This window comes from Pseudoalteromonas sp. SR44-5, from assembly GCF_014163675.1.
Lineage (GTDB): Bacteria > Pseudomonadota > Gammaproteobacteria > Enterobacterales > Alteromonadaceae > Pseudoalteromonas > Pseudoalteromonas rhizosphaerae.
Genome location: NZ_JACJDT010000005.1, coordinates 76,449 through 95,215 on the forward strand (window position 1 = coordinate 76,449; position 18,767 = coordinate 95,215).

Annotated in this window: 19 protein-coding genes and 2 tRNA genes; 13 read left to right on the plus strand and 8 right to left on the minus strand. The window is 40.6% G+C overall.

The window, feature by feature from the left end:
- Positions 1–19: 19 nt before the first annotated feature.
- Both H5154_RS04240 and H5154_RS04245 read left to right on the plus strand, forming a co-directional pair.
- Positions 20–892 (plus strand): LysR family transcriptional regulator, encoded by an 873-nt coding sequence (locus tag H5154_RS04240; protein WP_149982204.1) that lies wholly within the window; start codon positions 20–22, stop codon positions 890–892.
- Positions 893–987: 95 nt separating this feature from the next.
- Complete coding sequence (locus H5154_RS04245; RefSeq protein ID WP_145240017.1) at positions 988–1,479, plus strand: glutathione peroxidase; 492 nt, start codon at positions 988–990, stop codon at positions 1,477–1,479.
- A 49-nt stretch (positions 1,480–1,528) separates the two neighbouring features.
- On the opposite strand, the gene H5154_RS04250 is transcribed toward H5154_RS04245, so the two are convergent.
- The gene (locus H5154_RS04250; protein ID WP_145240019.1) at positions 1,529–1,717 is read right to left on the minus strand and encodes a PA3496 family putative envelope integrity protein; all 189 of its coding nucleotides are present in this window, start codon (positions 1,715–1,717) and stop codon (positions 1,529–1,531) included.
- A 407-nt stretch (positions 1,718–2,124) separates the two neighbouring features.
- Between H5154_RS04250 and H5154_RS04255 the strand changes: the two genes are divergently transcribed.
- On the plus strand, positions 2,125–2,922 hold the full coding sequence (locus H5154_RS04255; protein WP_145240021.1) for a YggN family protein: 798 nt from the start codon (positions 2,125–2,127) through the stop codon (positions 2,920–2,922).
- An 83-nt stretch (positions 2,923–3,005) separates the two neighbouring features.
- Here the strand turns inward: H5154_RS04255 and H5154_RS04260 are convergent, their stop codons facing one another.
- Positions 3,006–4,448, minus strand: coding sequence for a PLP-dependent aminotransferase family protein (locus H5154_RS04260; protein WP_145240023.1), 1,443 nt, complete (start codon positions 4,446–4,448; stop codon positions 3,006–3,008).
- 116 nt (positions 4,449–4,564) lie between these two features.
- Between H5154_RS04260 and H5154_RS04265 the strand changes: the two genes are divergently transcribed.
- Positions 4,565–5,500, plus strand: coding sequence for a DMT family transporter (locus H5154_RS04265; RefSeq protein WP_145240025.1), 936 nt, complete (start codon positions 4,565–4,567; stop codon positions 5,498–5,500).
- 77 nt (positions 5,501–5,577) lie between these two features.
- On the opposite strand, the gene H5154_RS04270 is transcribed toward H5154_RS04265, so the two are convergent.
- A complete protein-coding gene (locus H5154_RS04270) occupies positions 5,578–6,432 on the minus strand; it encodes a diacylglycerol kinase family protein (RefSeq protein WP_220493363.1) in 855 nt (284 codons plus the stop codon).
- 323 nt (positions 6,433–6,755) lie between these two features.
- Here H5154_RS04270 and H5154_RS04275 point away from each other — a divergent pair, with 323 nt between their 5' ends.
- The 4 genes from H5154_RS04275 (at position 6,756) to H5154_RS04290 (ending at position 8,272) form a co-directional block, all read left to right on the plus strand.
- Positions 6,756–6,896, plus strand: coding sequence for a hypothetical protein (locus tag H5154_RS04275; RefSeq protein WP_169019719.1), 141 nt, complete (start codon positions 6,756–6,758; stop codon positions 6,894–6,896).
- Positions 6,897–7,107: 211 nt separating this feature from the next.
- Positions 7,108–7,198 (plus strand) — tRNA-Ser (locus H5154_RS04280).
- A gap of 51 nt (positions 7,199–7,249) precedes the next feature.
- Positions 7,250–7,342 (plus strand) — tRNA-Ser (locus H5154_RS04285).
- Positions 7,343–7,795: 453 nt separating this feature from the next.
- Positions 7,796–8,272 (plus strand): hypothetical protein, encoded by a 477-nt coding sequence (locus H5154_RS04290; protein ID WP_182717489.1) that lies wholly within the window; start codon positions 7,796–7,798, stop codon positions 8,270–8,272.
- A gap of 240 nt (positions 8,273–8,512) precedes the next feature.
- Here H5154_RS04290 and H5154_RS04295 read toward each other — a convergent pair whose 3' ends face one another.
- On the minus strand, positions 8,513–9,301 hold the full coding sequence (locus H5154_RS04295; protein WP_182717490.1) for an amidohydrolase: 789 nt from the start codon (positions 9,299–9,301) through the stop codon (positions 8,513–8,515).
- Positions 9,289–10,431 carry a methionine aminotransferase gene (locus H5154_RS04300; RefSeq protein WP_145240033.1) on the minus strand — a complete coding sequence of 381 codons (1,143 nt, stop codon included), beginning with the start codon at positions 10,429–10,431 and terminating at the stop codon, positions 9,289–9,291. Before H5154_RS04300 ends, H5154_RS04295 begins: the two co-directional genes overlap by 13 nt.
- A 90-nt stretch (positions 10,432–10,521) precedes the next feature.
- On the opposite strand from H5154_RS04300, the gene H5154_RS04305 reads away from it, so the two are divergent.
- Genes H5154_RS04305 through H5154_RS04320 form a run of 4 tightly spaced genes read left to right on the plus strand, consistent with a single transcriptional unit; the run spans position 10,522 to position 12,724 of the window.
- Complete coding sequence (locus tag H5154_RS04305; RefSeq protein ID WP_149982209.1) at positions 10,522–11,139, plus strand: methylthioribulose 1-phosphate dehydratase; 618 nt, start codon at positions 10,522–10,524, stop codon at positions 11,137–11,139.
- Positions 11,136–11,822, plus strand: a complete 687-nt coding sequence (gene mtnC, locus H5154_RS04310) for an acireductone synthase (RefSeq protein ID WP_145240037.1) — start codon at positions 11,136–11,138, stop codon at positions 11,820–11,822. The genes H5154_RS04305 and mtnC overlap by 4 nt, the downstream gene beginning before the upstream one ends.
- Complete coding sequence (locus H5154_RS04315; protein WP_182717491.1) at positions 11,819–12,361, plus strand: acireductone dioxygenase; 543 nt, start codon at positions 11,819–11,821, stop codon at positions 12,359–12,361. Before mtnC ends, H5154_RS04315 begins: the two co-directional genes overlap by 4 nt.
- Before the next feature lie 24 nt (positions 12,362–12,385).
- Complete coding sequence (locus H5154_RS04320) at positions 12,386–12,724, plus strand: gamma-glutamylcyclotransferase family protein (protein ID WP_182717492.1); 339 nt, start codon at positions 12,386–12,388, stop codon at positions 12,722–12,724.
- Here the strand turns inward: H5154_RS04320 and mtnA are convergent.
- Positions 12,721–13,746, minus strand: a complete 1,026-nt coding sequence (gene mtnA, locus H5154_RS04325) for an S-methyl-5-thioribose-1-phosphate isomerase (RefSeq protein WP_182717493.1) — start codon at positions 13,744–13,746, stop codon at positions 12,721–12,723. The genes H5154_RS04320 and mtnA overlap by 4 nt on opposite strands.
- Positions 13,747–13,878: 132 nt before the next feature.
- On the opposite strand from mtnA, the gene mtnK reads away from it, so the two are divergent.
- Positions 13,879–15,096, plus strand: coding sequence for an S-methyl-5-thioribose kinase (mtnK, locus tag H5154_RS04330; RefSeq protein WP_182717494.1), 1,218 nt, complete (start codon positions 13,879–13,881; stop codon positions 15,094–15,096).
- Positions 15,097–15,185: 89 nt separating this feature from the next.
- Here mtnK and H5154_RS04335 read toward each other — a convergent pair whose 3' ends face one another.
- Entirely contained in the window at positions 15,186–16,667 is a 1,482-nt protein-coding gene (locus H5154_RS04335; protein WP_182717495.1) for an FMN-binding glutamate synthase family protein, read from the minus strand.
- A 180-nt stretch (positions 16,668–16,847) separates the two neighbouring features.
- Positions 16,848–18,626, minus strand: coding sequence for a DUF885 family protein (locus H5154_RS04340; protein ID WP_182717496.1), 1,779 nt, complete (start codon positions 18,624–18,626; stop codon positions 16,848–16,850).
- Between the last annotated feature and the right edge of the window lie 141 nt (positions 18,627–18,767).

Sequence of the window (18,767 nt, forward strand, 5' to 3'; positions counted from 1 at the left end):
AATATTTGAGAACTAAATTATGTGGCATGGCCTTGATGAATTTTTACATGTGGTTGAACATGGCAGCTTTACCAAAGCAGCCAAAGTCATGGAAGTATCAACTTCACATATTAGCCGCCAAGTACAGCAACTTGAAAACCGCTTAGGCTCATTGCTATTTCAACGTACTACCCGAAAAATAAGCCTCACCGATGCCGGCCGCGAATATGCCGTAAAGCTCAAAGCAATTAAACAAGAGCTAATTGATGCTAATAATCAACTGCAAGGTGAGCAACGTAAACCCAAAGGGATCATTAGAATTTCTGGTGCTGGTGAATTTGTTGCATGTCATGTAGCACCTAAAATTGTTGAGTTTGTAAAACGCTACCCTGAGGTTGAAGTAGATATGGACTTCAACAATCGTAATGTCGACTTAGTTGAAGAAGGTTTTGATTTAGCGATCCGTTTTGGCCGCATGCAAGACTCTAACTTAATTGCACGACCACTTAGCCCGCGAATCATGACTCTCGTTGCCAGTCCAGAATATTTAGCACATCACCCAACCCCAACTACGCCTCAACAATTAACCGCTCATAATTGCTTAATTGCCATGGGGAAACGTTGGCGATTTAATTTTGCCGGCGATATTAAAGAGGTAAAAGTTGCCGGCAACTGGCGCAGTAACCATCCGCGCGCACTATTATCTGCGACATTAGCAGGCTTGGGCATTGCCCATTTAGCCACTGATATTGTTGATAAGTATATTGAAAACGGGCAACTAATTACCTTACTTGATGAGTTTCAGGTAACAGACAATGCCTCTTGGTTAGTGTATCCACGTAAAGATTTAATGCCGTACAGAGTGCGATTATTGATTGAACATTTACTCACAAGCTTTAATCATGCAAGTTAAAATAAAATGGTCTATGCAATATGATGATAATTTAAGCTGTATGTCTGTCACAACTCAGGATAGAATTTAACAAACAACAATAACAAGAGAGCAACATGAACGACTTCTATCAACTTTCAGCCAGCAATCTGCAAGGCCAAAGCATTGATTTTTCAGATTTCGCAGGCAAAGTTGTGTTAATTGTCAACACTGCCAGTAAATGTGGCTTCACTCCACAGTACGAAGGTTTACAACAATTACATGCAAAATACGCTGATCAAGGGTTAGTAATTATTGGTTTTCCGTGCAATCAATTCGGCAAACAAGAGCCTGGCGGCGCAAAAGAAATAGCGCAAGGTTGTTTAATTAACTACGGTGTTGATTTTGTGATGATGAGCAAAATTGATGTTAATGGCGAAAACGCCCACCCCGTATTCAGGCATTTAAAATCAGCCTTACCTGGATTTTTAACCCGCAAAATAAAATGGAATTTCACTAAATTTTTAGTTGGCCGCGACGGCGAGGCAATTAAACGCTTTGCACCATTTACCAAACCGCAACAAATCGAAGGTGCTATTATCAAAGCCCTTAAAAGCAGTAATATCTAAACTCTAAAAGCAATAAAGAGGCAAATTGCCTCTTTATTTAAATTATCTCTTAGTCGTTTAAATACTCATCTAAGTCATCATCGCCCAAGTTTTTACGCAAGCGTTTTTGCTCAAGGTAGTCTTCCAACTTTTTCTTAACCTTTTGCTTATTCTTGTCGTGTTGATTACGCCCGACCATTTCGTACTCGTCTTCAACAAAATCGTCATCTAGCGCATCGTAACTAAATGTCTTACCCACAACCCACTCCATAAAGTGTTTGAGACCAATTAAGGATTTTTTATCACTATCATTGGTAAATTAAAAATGTTCAGCACTATTTCACCGTATGAAAAAGCACCAAAATAAAGCCATAACGCAATTCTAAAATAGTGTTATGTCGATATTGTGAATAAATAGCGCTAAATTTGAGTTCTGGAAAGTGAGAGTTTTTTATCGAAACGATAAGTATCTTTTATGTATTAATGTAAATTAGTCAAAATGACTAAAAAATGGCTTTTTTATAACATTTAAATGTAATTAAAAAAGGGAAAAAAACAATTAACTCATTGTTTTTAAATGCCAATAATTATTGGCATTAAACTTGATAAGTATTAAATACGTTAAATGCGTACTGGTCATAATCAACAAATTAGCAGGAAATAAAAATGAAAAAATTACTATTAATAAGTTCTTTATTCATTGCCACAGGGGCAATGGCACACAATGACAATGAGACGAATATTTCTTTTAGCGGCGACACATGTGACGTTGAATTTAAAAATGATGTGCGTATTAAGCCAAATGAATTAGAAATTTTTACAGCTGATAACCACACTATGACTTTTATAAATAGTGGCGAGTTAATGATTGATGGCCAAACTTTGACACTCAACAGTCAACAACACCAAGCTATCAGTAATTATTCAGACAGTCTGCGTAGCCAATTACCAGAAGTCGCGAACATTGCTCTTGAAGGCGTTAAAATTGCCGGGGTCGCCATTGAAGAAGTCGCCAATGCATTTAATATCGATGGCCTAGATAGCATTAATGAATTAATGGCTGATATTCAGGTAGAAGTACAAAACACCTTTTACCAACAAGGCGCTTTTGTAATGGGCCAACAAAGCTTTAGCCAATTTGGCGAAAACTTTGAAAGCCAATTTGATGAGCAAATAGAAAGCGCTGTACAAGCTGCGATGATGCAATCGATGGGTAGTATTTTAATGGCTGTAGGTTCAGAACTAATGGGCTCTGGTGGCGATATGCAAGCCTTTGAACAACGCATGGAAAATATGGGAGCTGAAATTGAAGCCAAAGTTGAGCAACAAGCTAACCAACTTGAAAAACGCGCTGATGCACTGTGCGGTAATTTTTCAACCATTGCTGATCAAGAGCAACAATTAGTTAAACTAGTTCCAGAATTGAAAGACTACCAATTATTTAGTTATAAACAAAATAACTAACTTGAACTCAGGTTCTAAACGCTAAAAGTTTGATATCCCTTTAGCAGCACTCTTTTTTAAAGGTGCTGCTTTTTTATGCCATGCTATTTCTTCGCTAAATGCACTAACTCACCTAGCTTTATAATAGCTTGTTCAATTTTTTCACCCCATGGCAAACCATAACTTAATCGAATACAACTGCGATATTTATTAGTGGCTGAAAAAATATAGCCAGGAGTAATGCTAATGCCACTTTCTAATGCCAGTTGAAATAGTTTTACACTATCGTAAGCCGCACCTAAATCAATCCAGATCACACATCCGCCTTGCGGATCGCTGATCCTAGCGGTACTCGGAAAGGCCTGTTGTAAACACCAGATCATTCGTTCTTTATTAGAACGTAGACGCTGTCGCAGTAGTTTTATATTACGATCATAATCACCACTAACTATAAATTCATATAACGTCCATTGATTGATCAATGAAGTAGAACAACTCAATGCACGCTTATAGCGACGCGCTTTGGCAGCAAACTTTCCGGCAATCAACCAGCCAACACGATAACTCGGCGCCGCAGTTTTAGAAAACGATGCACAGGTTAATACCAACCCTTTTGTTGAGTAAGCCTGAGCGGGTGTACCGCGCTGCGGGGTAAAATGTAAATCACCATACACATCATCTTCAATTAGCACCACATCTTGAGATTCCAATAACTCTACTAATTGTTTACGCTTATGATCAGGCATAAAACTACCCACAGGATTATTGATCGAAGTAGAGAACACACAGGCTTTAATATCGTGATCATGTAAAGCCTGGCTCAGATCATCAAGCCAGATCCCATCATCAGGACACAGCGGGATCTCGAGCGCCTTGAGGCCCAGGCTTTCGATCAATTCAATGATACCAAAATAACAAGGTGACTCGATCGCCACCACATCACCTACTTTAGTGACACATTTTAGCGCGATCGCCAGTGCTTCTTGAGCACCGTTGGTGATCACAAGTTCTTGCGAGTCAACACCAATGCCAAAATCTAAATAACGATGGATTAACTGCTTTTTCAATGGTGCAAAACCATCCATCGCACCATAATTTATGGCGCGACTGCCGGCAATCGACATAACCCGGCGCATCGTACGACTTAGCATTTTATCAGTTGGAGCGGCAGCAACAGGATTAGCAATGCCAAACGGTACGACATCGGCTTGATGAATTGCATCATACACTTGCTCAATTAATACCTGCATGTTGACCGAAACTGGCTCACGATTGAGTTTAACCCGCTTTGGCCGCGCTAACTGGGTATGTGCCGTTTTTAAAAAATAGCCTGACTTTTCTCGTGCTTCAACCAAACCTTGTGCCTCAAGTGATTGGTAAGCCAATTTCACCGTCGGAATACTGACATTCAGCTTAGTGGCCATTTTACGTAATGAGGGGAGTTTTTCGCCTGGTAATAGTGTCCCCTGCTCACTCAGCTCACGCACCAGCTGCATTACTTGCTGATATAAAAAGTCATGGTTGGTTTTGCTGATCACCAGCGACATAGTAGACACCTTAAAGCCGTACAATCTGTATAGGTTGCATTTATAGTTTTCTGTGTATGTTAAGTATACAGAAGTATCTTAAAATAAACACTTAATCGACATAATGGACCAAGGCCATGAAAAGTATCGTGCTTTATGCACTAACCGTTTTAATTTGGGGCTCTACCTGGCTCGCAATCGAATTTCAACTTGGCGATATCGCCGTTGAAGTTTCACTATTTTATCGCTTTAGTTTGGCTGCAATTCTAATGTGGGTATGGGTGAATATTAAAAAATTACCGATGAATTATAGTCGTCGCGATCATGGCTTTTTCGTATTACTAGCACTGTGTAACTTTGGCCTTAATTACTTAGTACTTTACTGGGCACAACATTATTTAACGTCAGCCATGGCATCAATCGCCTTTTCAATGTTGTTATTAATGAACATTGTAAATACCCGATTATTTTTTGGTAAACCCATAGCTAAACGTATATATACGGGTGCATTGATAGGGGTATTGGGCATCATCAGTCTGTTTTGGCCACAATTACAGCAGTTCGACTTGAGTAATGGGGCGTTGGTCGGTTTGCTACTTGCCTTAGCTGGCACCTTTGTGGCTTCATTAGGGAATATGATCAGCGTACGTAACTCTCAACAACGTATTGGCGTCATGCAGGGCAATGCATGGGGCATGTTATACAGCGCTATTGGTTTATTTGTATATGTAATCATCAGCGGTGCCGATTTTAGCCTGTCGGCCCCAGCAAGCTACTGGTATTCATTAGTTTATTTATCGGTGTTTGGGACGGTTATTGCATTTGCATGTTACTTTGCACTACTAAAAAATATCGGCCCAGAACGTGCCAGCTATGTGATTGTGTTATTTCCATTAGTTGCAGTGACTTTAAGTACATTATTTGAAGGTTTTAGTTGGCAAGCCAATACGTTTATCGGCTTTAGTTTAGTACTGCTTGGTAATGCTATTGTACTGACTCCAACAAAAAGAATTAAAGCGTTTATTGAGTCTAATAAAGCATCATTTGCTAATAAACGCTCCATCCCCAGTTAGAATGCGTATATACGCAACTAACGCCAAAAGCGCCTACTTGTTAGGCGCTTTTTTATTACTAACATATTACTCGTCATTTAACATTGCGGCATACAAAAACGCAACGCGAGCGGATGAATAATCACCACCGCTGGGGTAACGCCTACCAGCTCACCATCTGCTTCGATTGGTAAATCAGGCGTATTTATATAAGCAATTTCTAAGCGCTGGTAGTTGAGCTCTTTCATACCGTGGTGCTTACGTAGCAATAAGCGCACAAAACTGTAGAGGTTACCTAACAAACCACGCGTAGGCACGCGATAGCACTCTAAATAGCCACTATTCAATTGTGCTTTTGGCGCTATCATCAACCCCCCACCAAAATAATGATGATTTGCAAATACAGTAATCAAATTACCATATTCGCATTGCTGCCCTGCAAAACTCCCAGCCAAGCGAGAAGGCTGATAAACGAATAAACACTTAAAGCCAGCTAAACTATAACTTAAAGCGGATAATGCAGGCTTGGTTTGCAATGCCTGTACTACATGCGCATCAAAGCCAACCCCCGCAATATTAATAAAGTAACGGCTATTTATTTGGCCAATATCGATTTTTACTTGATGCTCACTAAAAATAGCATTACGCCAAGCTGAGTTTGAACAGCCAAAGCCGCGTGCAAAATCATTACCCGTCCCCTGAGGCAATAACGCCAACGAGCAACTCAATCCCATCAATGCGTTTACAGCCAAATGCAGGCTGCCATCACCACCGAGCACAACAACGCGCTTTTGTGACTGAGCCAAAACCGTTATTTTTTGGCAATCATTGGTAAAATGTCCTGTGGTGTAAAAAATAGTGTAACTAATTTGACGTTTTTGACACTGCTCTAATAACCAAGTGCAATTTTTTTTATGTTTTTTTTGCGTACTTGGTTTAATAATTATTAGCATCTGGATACCAGCCTATTCAAAAGTAGGGAAATAGACATTTTCAAAAAATAAATTAATCTGAATAATTAGTCACTTTATTTATTATCTAATGCATTAAAATATCAGTGGTAGTGTAATATTGCTTTTAAACAAGTGATTTAGGCGACTTTAAATTTCATAACCATGCATAATACTCAGTACGTACTATCTGAATCATACCTTAATAAAAACAATTCGGATTAGTTATTTCTATCCGACCACCCTAATTTTTATCGTTTTATTTTTGTGCAAAAAAAGCTCAGAATAGCCGTGTTGTCAAAACAGACATAACCCGGAGCAAAGTAATGAACCCAGTAAATACATTAAACGAAAATGCAGCTACCCATGTTGCAGTAAAACCGACCAACCGCAAAGCAAAAATGCTTGCCAGACTTAACCGTTTCGGCAAAAAGCTAGCTCTTGGCGGCGCAGTTCAATACAAGTAATCACCCAACCATGATTACTTTAGCGGTGCAGCAAACACCCAACCACTAAATGAAACTACTTATTTAGCTCCCTCGTTTGCTGCAACCCCTTCTTTAAACTCCCTAAAAACTCCTTTTTTATAAAAAAACCTCTTTTTTAGAACAAAAAAACAGCAAACGATCTTTTTCCTATTTACACACCCCAATCACCTGCGTATTATTCTTTCCCAACGGAGAGATGGCAGAGTGGTCGAATGCACCGGTCTTGAAAACCGGCAGGGGTTTATAGCCCCTCTAGGGTTCAAATCCCTATCTCTCCACCATTATTACGTTTTGGTGGTTCACTCGATTATCAAAATGACAATTTATGCGCCGGAGAGGTGGCCGAGTGGCCGAAGGCGCTCCCCTGCTAAGGGAGTATAGGGTTTGTAGCTCTATCGAGGGTTCGAATCCCTCCTTCTCCGCCATTTAATAACGAAAAAAGCCCCGCAATTTATTGTGGGGCTTTTTTTGTTGTTAAAAATGGCAGAAGGCGGGTGAGAACCCTCGACCAGGGTTCGATAAAATGTCAGGAACATTTTAGGCCGCTGCAAGCGTCGCGAAGCGATTGGTTACATGGACGTAAGCAAGCCCATCCCCACGTTTGACACAAATTTCAGAATGAAAAGCCTATTGTTTTATGTCCGTAACCTTTACACCAATGAAGGCGGGTGAGAACCCTCGACTAGGGTTCGACCAAACTTTGTCTGGAACAAAGTTAAACGCACGCAGTGCGGCCAGAAAACTAAACTCTAGATCCCTTCCGCTAAGTTGTGTAATGTAATATCAAATAGAACACATAAGTCAGCTCTTAAACCAAATTCAAAAATCGTTCTGACTTTTCTTTTTAAAAACACCAAAATATTTTCTAAGGCTACAAGTTGAATAACAGTGAGGACAAAGAAAGTGGTATTTTATATGCAGTTTTTACAACTGTATTATTGTACTTCCTTTTCAAAATCACTTTAATTTACACAATAGTTTCAGACCGATATGCTTCTTGTCTAAGCTCTCGCTGGGACAACATTGAAGTAGTTATTACTCCTTTTTCAGCATTCTTAATTTTAGCAATATTGAGTTGTATTTGGTTGTTCCTTAGTTGTTTAAAATATAAAAAGAAAGTAGGTAAAGCAGCCTATCTAGTATTTTTTTTCGCAGCGATATTCTATTATTTTTGGTTTAAAGGTTTTTACGGCTTTTGGTTACTAATGGAGTATGAGCAGGACAAAATAACCCTATCTCAATTTTTTAACAAAACTGGGGGCAATGAGTTATTTAAATTATATGATGGGCATCACGAAATTCAGATATTGTGCCAACCATATAATCACAATGCAGATAAAAAACCGGATAACTAACTGTTACATCATAGTAATGCAATAGGTTGCTACCTATTAAATCAATACTTTAACCTAGCCTAGGTATTCTCTCGTAACGATTGGGTGAGCAGGTAAAAATTCATCGCAGATAAACGGCCTTGTATTGATACAAGCCTGTAGATTATTTTTTTGTTGTATGTTGTCGGGTTTCGCTGCGATCAAACTCACCTACAATGCTTCTGCGTAAAACGGGTAAAGAGGCTAAACAGTCTCTTTATCTTAATAACCCAAACTAAACCCATCGGCATCTAAATGCGCTGGGAAACTTTGCTTAAAGAGCTCAAGCGGCTGTTTGTCCAAAGTGATAATAACAACATCAGCTTTGTTATCAGTAGCGGCTGCTAACGTATCACCTTTAAAGTCATACACTGCCGTGCCGCCATTGTGCGCGACGCCATTAGCATCATCACCAATACGATTAACGCCAATCACATAACACTGGTTTTCCATCGCCCGCGCCATTAGTAAGGTGTCCCATACTTTGCGCCTTGCAGCAGGCCAGTTGGCGACATTAACCATCACATCGTAGTCATTGCGATTGCGCTGAAAGACCGGAAAACGTAAGTCGTAACAAACTTGCGGTAAAATTCTAAAGTCATTAAGGGTGAACACTTCACGTTGCTGCCCTGCGGTTACAAAATCGCCCTCTTTGCCCAAGCAAAATAAATGCCGTTTGTCGTAATACTTCACTTCGCCATTGGGCCATGCCCAATAAAAGCGATTAGCTTTTTTATTTCCTTGCGTTACCAATACCGAGCCTGCAATTACCGCATTGCTTGATTTTGCCGACGCGATCATCCAATCAAGCACTTTGCCTTGCTTTAACTGATGATCCGGCTCTGCGCAATCAAGGTTAATAGCAAAGCCGGTGGCAAAGGTTTCTGGCAATAAAATAAGCTCTACTGATTTATCTATATCAGCTATTTTATTGCCAAAGTGTGCCAAGTTGGCGTCTTTATCTAACCAATTAAGCGATGTTTGTATCAGTGCTATAGTTAAAGTTGACATAAAATCTCCGCGGCTTGTAATAGCGTGGCGTCATTTTTGGCAAAGCATAAGCGAATAACTTTATCGTTGCTTGGTTGCTGATAAAACACGCTTAGTGGAATGGCTGCAACGCCTGCTTGTTCTACTAACCACTGGCAAAATTCTACGTCATTTAAATCCGATACATCGCTGTAATCAAGCAGTAAAAAGTAGGTGCCTTCACTTGGTAAAATGGTAAAGCGGCTATCTTTTAGTGCTTTACTAAGTACATCACGCTTTTGTTGATAAAACTCACTGAGCTCATCCACATGCTCACCTTGCTGTTCTAACATATCGGCTAATGCATGTTGTGCCGGCGTAAAGCTTGAAAAAGTCACATATTGGTGAATTTTACGAAACTCGACCGCAAGTGCAGCGGGTGCGATGCAGTAACCCATTTTCCAGCCTGTGCTATGAAAAGTCTTGCCAAAGCTTGAGATCACAAAGCTGCGAGCAAACAATTCGTTATCACGCAGCACACTTAAATGCGGTTGCTGATCAAAAGTAATATGCTCGTATACTTCATCACTTATCAGGTATAAGTCATGCTTAATTACTAAGGCTTTTAGAGCATTAATATCGTGCTGTTTTAACGTTTTACCACTTGGGTTATGTGGAGTGTTGATTATAATAGCCCGCGTTTTGCTATTGATAGCCGCAGCCACCGTTTGCCAGTCAATTGCATAACTCGGAGCATGCAGAGCAATATTGACTGACTTACCACCGGCCAATTCAATCGCTGGCTGGTATGAATCATAAGCGGGGTCAAACACAATGACTTCATCACCTTCGCGCACCAGCGCCTGAATGGCAACAAACAAGGCCTCGGTCGCGCCAGAGGTTACCGTTACTTGCTGCGCGGCATCTATTTCAGCTGCATATTTTCGTTTTGCTAACTGGGCAATTTGTTGCTGCAGGCGCGGCACACCAGATGAAGGTGAATATTGATTAACTCCTTCAAGCACATAATGATTAAGCTGTTTTTTAAGTAGCTCAGGCGCATCAAACTCAGGAAACCCCTGCGATAAATTAATCGCTTCGAATTGATTTGCTAAAGCAGTCATTTGACTAAAAATACTGGTGCCTAAATTTGGCAATTTACTTTCAAACACTGGTTACCCTTAATGATGGTTTTGCGCCCAAAGCGATGCTATCATTGCTGTTAACAGATGTATAGCCGTCTAAAGAAGTATGAGGAATGTATGCATAACAATACCGCTATTTCAGAACTTATAGAAGCAGGAAAGTGGATCAGTCAACGTGGTTGGGTGCCAGCTACGGGTGGTAATTTTTCAGCGCGAACTAACACCGGTTTTGTGGTTACTGCCAGCGGTTTTGACAAAGGTCAATTAGGGTCGCATACCTTTATTGAACTGGATCATGTCGGTAATCGTAGCGCTAGCGCCGCCAAACCCTCAGCTGAAACCGAATTGCATTTGTGCATGTATAAACTTATTCCTGCTGCTAATTATGTATTGCACACTCATTCGGTTGCTGCGACGGTATTATCTCGGGTTATTAAAGGTCACAGCCTAGACTTACACGGCTACGAAATGCAAAAGTCACTAACCGGCATTACTTCACATTTAGACACCTTGAGTATTCCAATCTTTGATAACGACCAAGATATTGATCGCTTGAGTTTATTAGTGAGCGATCACCACTTACACACGCCTATTGAGCACGGCGTGCTTATTCGCGGCCACGGTTTGTATGTAGTGGGTCGCACTATTGGTGAAGTACGCCGTCAATTAGAAGGCCTTGAGTTTTTATTTGCATGTGAGATAGAACGCTTAAAATTAGTAGGATTAGAATCATGATCAAAGCACTGCTGACCGATATTGAAGGCACTATTACCCGTATTTCGTTTGTTAAAGACGTACTATTTCCATATGCCGCAAAGCAGCTCCCCGAATTTGTAAAAACTCATCAAGAGCAAAGCGCTGTAGCTGAACAAATTTATGCCGTAAAAGCGGTTATTGAACAGCCAGATGCCAGTATTGATGTCGTAATTAACACTTTACTTGAATGGATCCGTGACGATAAAAAAATCACTCCATTAAAACAGTTACAAGGTTTGATTTGGCAAACTGGCTATGAAAATGGCGATTTTACCGGCCATTTATACCCAGATGCCTACCACTTTTTAGTTGCACAGCAACAAGCCGGCCAGCAGTTGTATGTGTATTCATCAGGGTCAGTAAAAGCACAGCATTTAATTTTCAACTACTCTGACTTTGGTGATATTCGCTCCTTGTTTACTGATTATTTTGATACTCAAGTCGGCGCTAAACAAGAGCAACGTTCATATCACAATATTATTGAGCAACTACCTTTTGCCGCTAATGAAGTGTTATTTTTAAGTGATGTGGCAGCCGAGCTTGATGCCGCCAAAGCCGCAGGTTTAAAAACCTTGCACCTGATCCGTGATGGTCAAGCAAGCTCGCCTGCGCATAACTATATTAACGATTTTAGCCAATTCACCGTGGAGCATTTAGCATGAGCCAACTGACTATTTTTGCTGATTGTAACGGCAATAATGCTTTATTAAACACTCAAGATACAGCACAAATTGCCACCGAGCTTAATAAAGTAAATGTACGATTTGAGCAGTGGCAAGCAACAAAAACGATTACTGCTGATACTAGTCATGAAGCTATTATTTCCGCCTATAACGCTGATATTGAACGCTTAAAGCAACAAGGTGGTTATCAAACTGTAGATGTTATTTCGCTGGCAAAAGGCAACCCGAACGCTGCAGAATTACGTGCTAAGTTTTTATTTGAGCACACCCATAGTGAAGACGAAGTACGCTTTTTTGTAAAAGGCCAAGGATTATTTTGCCTGCATATTAATGACAAGGTTTACCAAGTACTTTGCAAGCAGGGTGATTTAATTTCAGTACCAGAGCTTACTCCCCATTGGTTTGATATGGGCAGCGATCCTGAATTTACTGCGATCCGTTTGTTCAATAATACCGAAGGCTGGGTGGCACAAAGCACCGAATCTGAGATTGCTAAGCAGTTTCCTTTATTAGACTAGATATCTGTTAATAATGGAGTTTAAATGGAAAAGTTATTTTCATACGGCACACTGCAATTAGAGCAAGTACAGCTTGATACCTTTAGCCGCTTGCTCGAAGGCCAAGCCGATACACTACAAGGTTACGTATTAGGCGAAGTTGAGATCACCGACGCCGCCGTGCACAAAAGCAGCGGCCAGCGTTTTCATCCAGCATTAATTAAAACAGGCCTGCCAACAGATACAGTAACTGGCACTATTTTTACTATCACCTTAGAGGAACTTGCTAACGCGGATAGCTACGAAGTTAATGACTACATCCGTATTGAAGAGTCATTTAGCAGCGGCATTAATGCATGGGTGTATGTGGCAAAAGGCTGTTAAACCAGCCTTTTTAATTCACCAACTAAAACTTGTTGTTGGTCATAAACGCCAGTATCGAGTACCCAGCCGGTAATAAGCTTAGCGGGGGTTACATCAAATGCGGGATTATATACATTAGCATTTGTAGGTGCCCATAGTGCTTCTCCAAAGCTTCCGCTTACACCGCGCACCTCTGCGCTGTTACGTTGTTCTATTTCAATGTCTGCACCGCATGCAGTGTTTACATCGAGGGTTGTTAGCGGCGCTACGACATAAAATGGGATGTTATGAAAATGCGCCAGTACTGCTAAGTTATAAGTGCCCACTTTATTAGCAAAGTCACCATTTTCAGCAATACGATCTGCACCGACAAAAATTTTATCAACCTTGCCAGCAGCCATTAAACTCGCTGCCATATTATCGCAAATTAAGGTGTAAGGTACTTGCCAGCGCTCAAGTTCAAATGCGGTTAAACGCCCGCCTTGCAATAATGGCCGCGTTTCATCCACCCATACATGAATATCGCCATGACGTTGCTGCGCTTTATAAATAACACCAAGAGCAGTACCAATACCTGCGGTTGCTAAGGCGCCTGTATTACAATGTGTGAGAATATTATCGCCGCTGCTAACCAATGCAGCACCATGATTTGCCATGCTTTCACACAAGGCGATATCTTCATTAAACAGGATAACAGCTGCGCTTACAATTGCCGTTACATAATCATCTTGTTGTAACGCAATACGTAACTTTGCCATACAATGCATTAAATTAACCGCGGTTGGCCGAGTGGCTTCTAAATCATCAATCGCCTGCGCTAATGCTACTTTAGCGGTGCCTTGCTCTGCCAAATGGGCAACTAGCAAACTTGCTCCTAAACCAATTAGCGGTGCGCCGCGTATTTTTAAGCTTAGAATTAAATCCCTCATACTGGCTACATCATCACATTCGTGCCATACCTGCTGATGCGGCAGTAGGTATTGGTCTAACACGCTTAGTGTATTGTTTTGATATTTTAAACTGCTCGCTATGAGGTCTTGCATGATTGATCCTGAATAATCGTTAGGCTGAGGTTATTTTACAGTAGTTTTTAAAACGCACAACCCAGAAGTGTAGACATCTAAACGGTTGAAGGTATAGAATGCTATCGTTTATCATTTTCTGAGAGTACGCCGATGGCCGAATACGTTGCCTTTAATGCACAGCATGCGATTGATTATATTAAAAATCTTGTAACTAAAGATGGATATGATTTGTTTGATCCTGACCAAACGTTATCGGCGTATGAGTTTGGAGATGGCAATTTAAATCTCGTTTTTAGAATAAGCGACGAGCAAAGTAATAGCGTTATTTTAAAGCAAGCCTTGCCTTATGCGCGCTGTGTGGGTGAGTCATGGCCATTAACGCTTGACCGAGCACGCATTGAAGCTGAGGTTTTACTCAATCACGGCGCATTAAGCCCTGACTACACAGCAAAAGTATTGCATCATAATCCAGAGCAAGCACTGACCATTTTAGAAGATCTTGGTCACTTACAAATTTTGCGTAGCGCACAAATAAACGCAGAGCAATTTCCGCTATTAGGTCAACATGTGGCTCACTACTTAAGCCATACCGGTTTTTATAACTCAGACTTTTACCTAACCGCGCAAGATAAAAAAGCCAAAGTCAGTCAGTTTACTAATCCAGAATTGTGCCAAATTACTGAAGATTTGTTTTTCAACGATATCTTGCGTGAACATGAGCGTAATAACTACCCAAGCGAGTTGCAAAGTACAGTCTATAAATTACAAAATAACACCGCATTACATTTAGCGATCGCAAAACTAAAAGCTAAATTTTTATCATGCCCGCAGACGCTATTACATGGTGATATGCATAGCGGCAGTATTTTTGTCGATCAAAACACCACTAAGATGATCGACCCTGAATTTGGCTTTTTTGGCCCAGTTGGCTTTGATATCGGCTCATTTATCGGCAATTTATTATTAAACTACTGCGCGCAAAATGCTCGTATTAGTGAATTTGTTACACGCCGTAACTATCACACCCATTTACTGACTTGCCTGCAAGAGAGTTATTCTTTGTTTGAACAACAGTGGCTGACATTTATTGCAGAGCAAACCACAGATAACAATTTAAAAGCCGCTGGTTATGGCGAGTATTTTATGCAACAAGTATTACAAGACGCGATTGGTTACTGTGGGACAGAACTAATACGCCGCACTATCGGCTTAGCACACGTTGCTGACATTGATGGCATTGAAGATGCGCAGGCGCGTTTAGACGTACAACGCCACACTTTAGCGCTGGGTGAGCAGTTAGTACTCAACGCCCACACTTGCAATAACAAAGAAGAGTTTTTCTCTTTATTGATAAGCCAACTAAATTAAATTTATAAAAATAGCAAAAGGCACTTTATTTAGTGCCTTTTATCAACCTATTTGGGCGGGACCTAGCTTCTATTACCTAGTATTTTAAATTACTGATAATTTTCATACATTTTATCAAGCGGCTCTGACAGGCCGTTTTCTTGCACAACGCGCACATGCTGGCGGCCAAGTTCACGGGCACTAAATACCCCGCATGAGTGAGCAATTAAACCCGCACCATAATGAATGTACTTATTGTAGTTTGCTACGCGCTGCGCTTTATCGGCGACATCTAAGCCACGTTGCAACCGCTCGTTGTGTGTGGTTATCCCTGTTGGGCAAGTGTCTTTATTACATTGCAGCGCTTGAATACAACCCAAAGCAAACATATGACCACGTGCCGATACAACAAAGTCTGCGCCCAGCGCGAGCGCCCATGCAACCTTAGACGGCACAATCAGTTTGCCTGACGCAATAACTTTAATTCGCTCTCGCAGGCCATGCTTTTCGAGCATATTAACAACCAAAGGTAAACTTTCTTTCAGTGGTAAACCCACCGAATCCATCAGCGGTTGTGGTGCAGCACCGGTACCGCCATCAGCACTATCGATAGTAATAAAGTCGGGCGCAGATTCAATACCACGATGATTGATCTCAGCAAACAAGGTTTCCAGCCATGCATAAGCGCCAATAACCGCTTTAAAGCCGGTTGGCTTGCCAGTCGTTTCGCGCACCGAGGCAATCATATCAAGTAAATCTGCAGGGTTTTTAACTTCAGGATGACCATTTGGGCTAATTGAATCGTGACCTTCTGGGATACCACGAATAGCCGCAATTTCAGCAGTCACTTTTTTGCCTGGCAACATACCGCCTTTACCAGGCTTCGCACCTTGGCTCATTTTAATTTCAAACATTTTTACTTGTTCATGCGCAGCTATTTGCTTGAGCTTCTCATGACTTAATTTACCTTGTTCATCGCGCACACCATATTTAGCTGTGCCAATTTGAAACACAATGTCGGCACCTCCTTCTAAGTGATAAGGGCTTAAACCACCTTCACCAGTGTTCATCCAACAACCAGCGAGTTTGGCACCTTGCGATAACGCACGTACAGCAGGTTTTGATAACGCACCAAAACTCATACCTGAAATATTGAATAGCGATTTAGTAATATAAGGATTTGGACAATGCGGCCCTAAGGTAACTGCACTAGGTTCAAGCGCTTCTTCGTCCAAGGTAGGAAACGCGCAGTTCATAAACATCACGGTCCCGGTAACTTCTAGGCTCTGAGTTGAGCCAAAGGCGGTGGTACGATCAACATTTTTAGCCGCTTTATAAACCCAACTACGATCGGCGCGATTAAATGGCATTTCTTCGCGATCCATAGCGAAAAAGTATTGACGAAAAAACTCACCTTGGCGCTCAAAAAAGTATCTAAACCGACCTATTACCGGATAATTACGTCTAATCGCTTGTTTAGATTGAGTGACATCACTGATATAAAAATAAATAACAACTAAAACTAAACACCCAAATACCACTATAAATAAGCTGGCAAACACATCAATGCTAAAAACTATTAAATTACTCATGCAGCGCCCCTTGCTGGTTGTTTTCTCATTTCACTAATACTTATACTAAAAACTTAAGCTAAGTAGCGAATATATTAGTAAAAATCTTATTACAGTAGAGAGCATATAAGCAGATTAAATTTCAAGCAAAGGATTTTAATGGATCACTGCACTGAATGCAGCGATCCATGTCGATAGAAGCTAGCTTTTTTGTTTAGTTAACTCAGTTTCAATGTATCGATGGATTTGATCTTCTAATACTGACATTGGCACAGAGCCATGACGAAGTATTTGATGATGGAACTCGCGTACATCAAAGTCTTGCCCTAATGCTTGCTCTGTTTCTTTGCGTAAGCGTTTAATAGTCAGCTCACCAATTTTGTATGATAGTGCTTGTGCTGGCCATGAAATATAACGATCAGTTTCGGTTTTCACATTGTGTAAAGACAACGCCGTATTTTCGCTCATAAATTTCATCGCACGATCGCGACTCCAGCCGTACATGTGCATGCCAGTATCAACCACTAAACGGGCTGCACGCCACATTTCATAAGTTAAACGACCAAAGTTACTATATGGATCTTGATAAAAGCCCGCTTCAATACCTAAGTATTCAGAATATAATCCCCATCCTTCGCCAAATGCTGATAAATAAGCATCTTGACGATAACTTGGTAGGTTTTCTAATTCAGCATTAAGGGAAATCTGTAAATGATGCCCAGGTACAGCTTCATGAAAAGTAAGTGCCTCTAAAACATATAAAGGGCGCTTATCAAGTGCATAAGTGTTTACCCAGTAATAACCCGCTTGATCATCACGACTCGAACCAGAGTAACGACCAGTCGTGTACTTAGGCGCTATGCTTGCTGGCACAGGTGCAACACCATAAGGCATGCGTGGTAAGGTGTGAAATAGCTTAGGTAATTGTGCATCCATTTTTTTAGCTATGTACGATGCTTCTTTTAATAACTCTTCCGGTGTTTTAGCGTAAAATTGCGGATCAGTACGTAAAAAGTGCACAAATTCAGCAAATGTGCCTTTAAAACCAACTTGCTCAATAATCTTATCCATTTCAGCACGAATACGTGCCACTTCTTTTAACCCCAGTTCATGGATTTCTTTTGGTGTCATATCTGTGGTGGTGTAATACTTGGCACGATTAGCATAAAACGCAGCACCATTTGGTGTAGCAGAGATACCAATTTCAGTACGCGCACCTGGCTGATACTCTTCATTAAAAAACGTTAAATAATTTTTATAAGCAGTAATTACCTGTTCTTTAATGATTTTTTTAGCTTGTTGCTGTAAAGCAAAAAACTCACTATCACTCAAACCAGCGGTATTATTTAAAAATGGTTTATAAAATTCAGACTCAGTAACGTCATCAACAATATATGCACTGATAGAATCTTGATAACCAATTAATACAGCCTTAGGTTGAGTTAAGCCAACTTCCAGCCCTTTACGCATCCAACCGATATTTTGCGCAAAAAACCGAGGAACTTGCTGCAAACGCTGTAGATAAAGCTGGTAATCAGCTAGTTTTTTATAATCTGAACTCGACACCATAAAAGATAAACTCGAGTGAAAGCCATATTCAGAAGTAAGCGGCATGTAGTGGCTGTTAAATACATATTCATCGATACTATTTTGTACTTGGCCACGAATTATAGTGAGATTAATACGGTTTTCATCACTGAGTTTATCTTTATCTATTGCATCTAACTGCGCTAATAATTCAGTGTTATGTTGGTATTTCTTTTCAAGAAACTCCGCAGATAAATTAGTTAACAAATAGCCATCAACCCCCTCGGGGTTGCTATACGTGCTAATACTTTTACGGTAATCAACAATTGATTGCGCCACTTGCGTAAATTGTTGGTCACTATCTATCGTGGTCATTTGGCACGCACTTAATGTACATACCAAGGCGATACTTAACAGGGAATGACGCATAACCGATGAAGGTGATTTTTTCATAATAATAGGGATCTGCTACTTAAAACGTGATGTTTAACCTAACCTAGACAGATCAAATAACCAAAAAAATGCGACCAAGGGCGATAAATATAAGGTTAAATTAACCGCGACTATTGGCTAGTAGTTAATCAGCATTTTTAT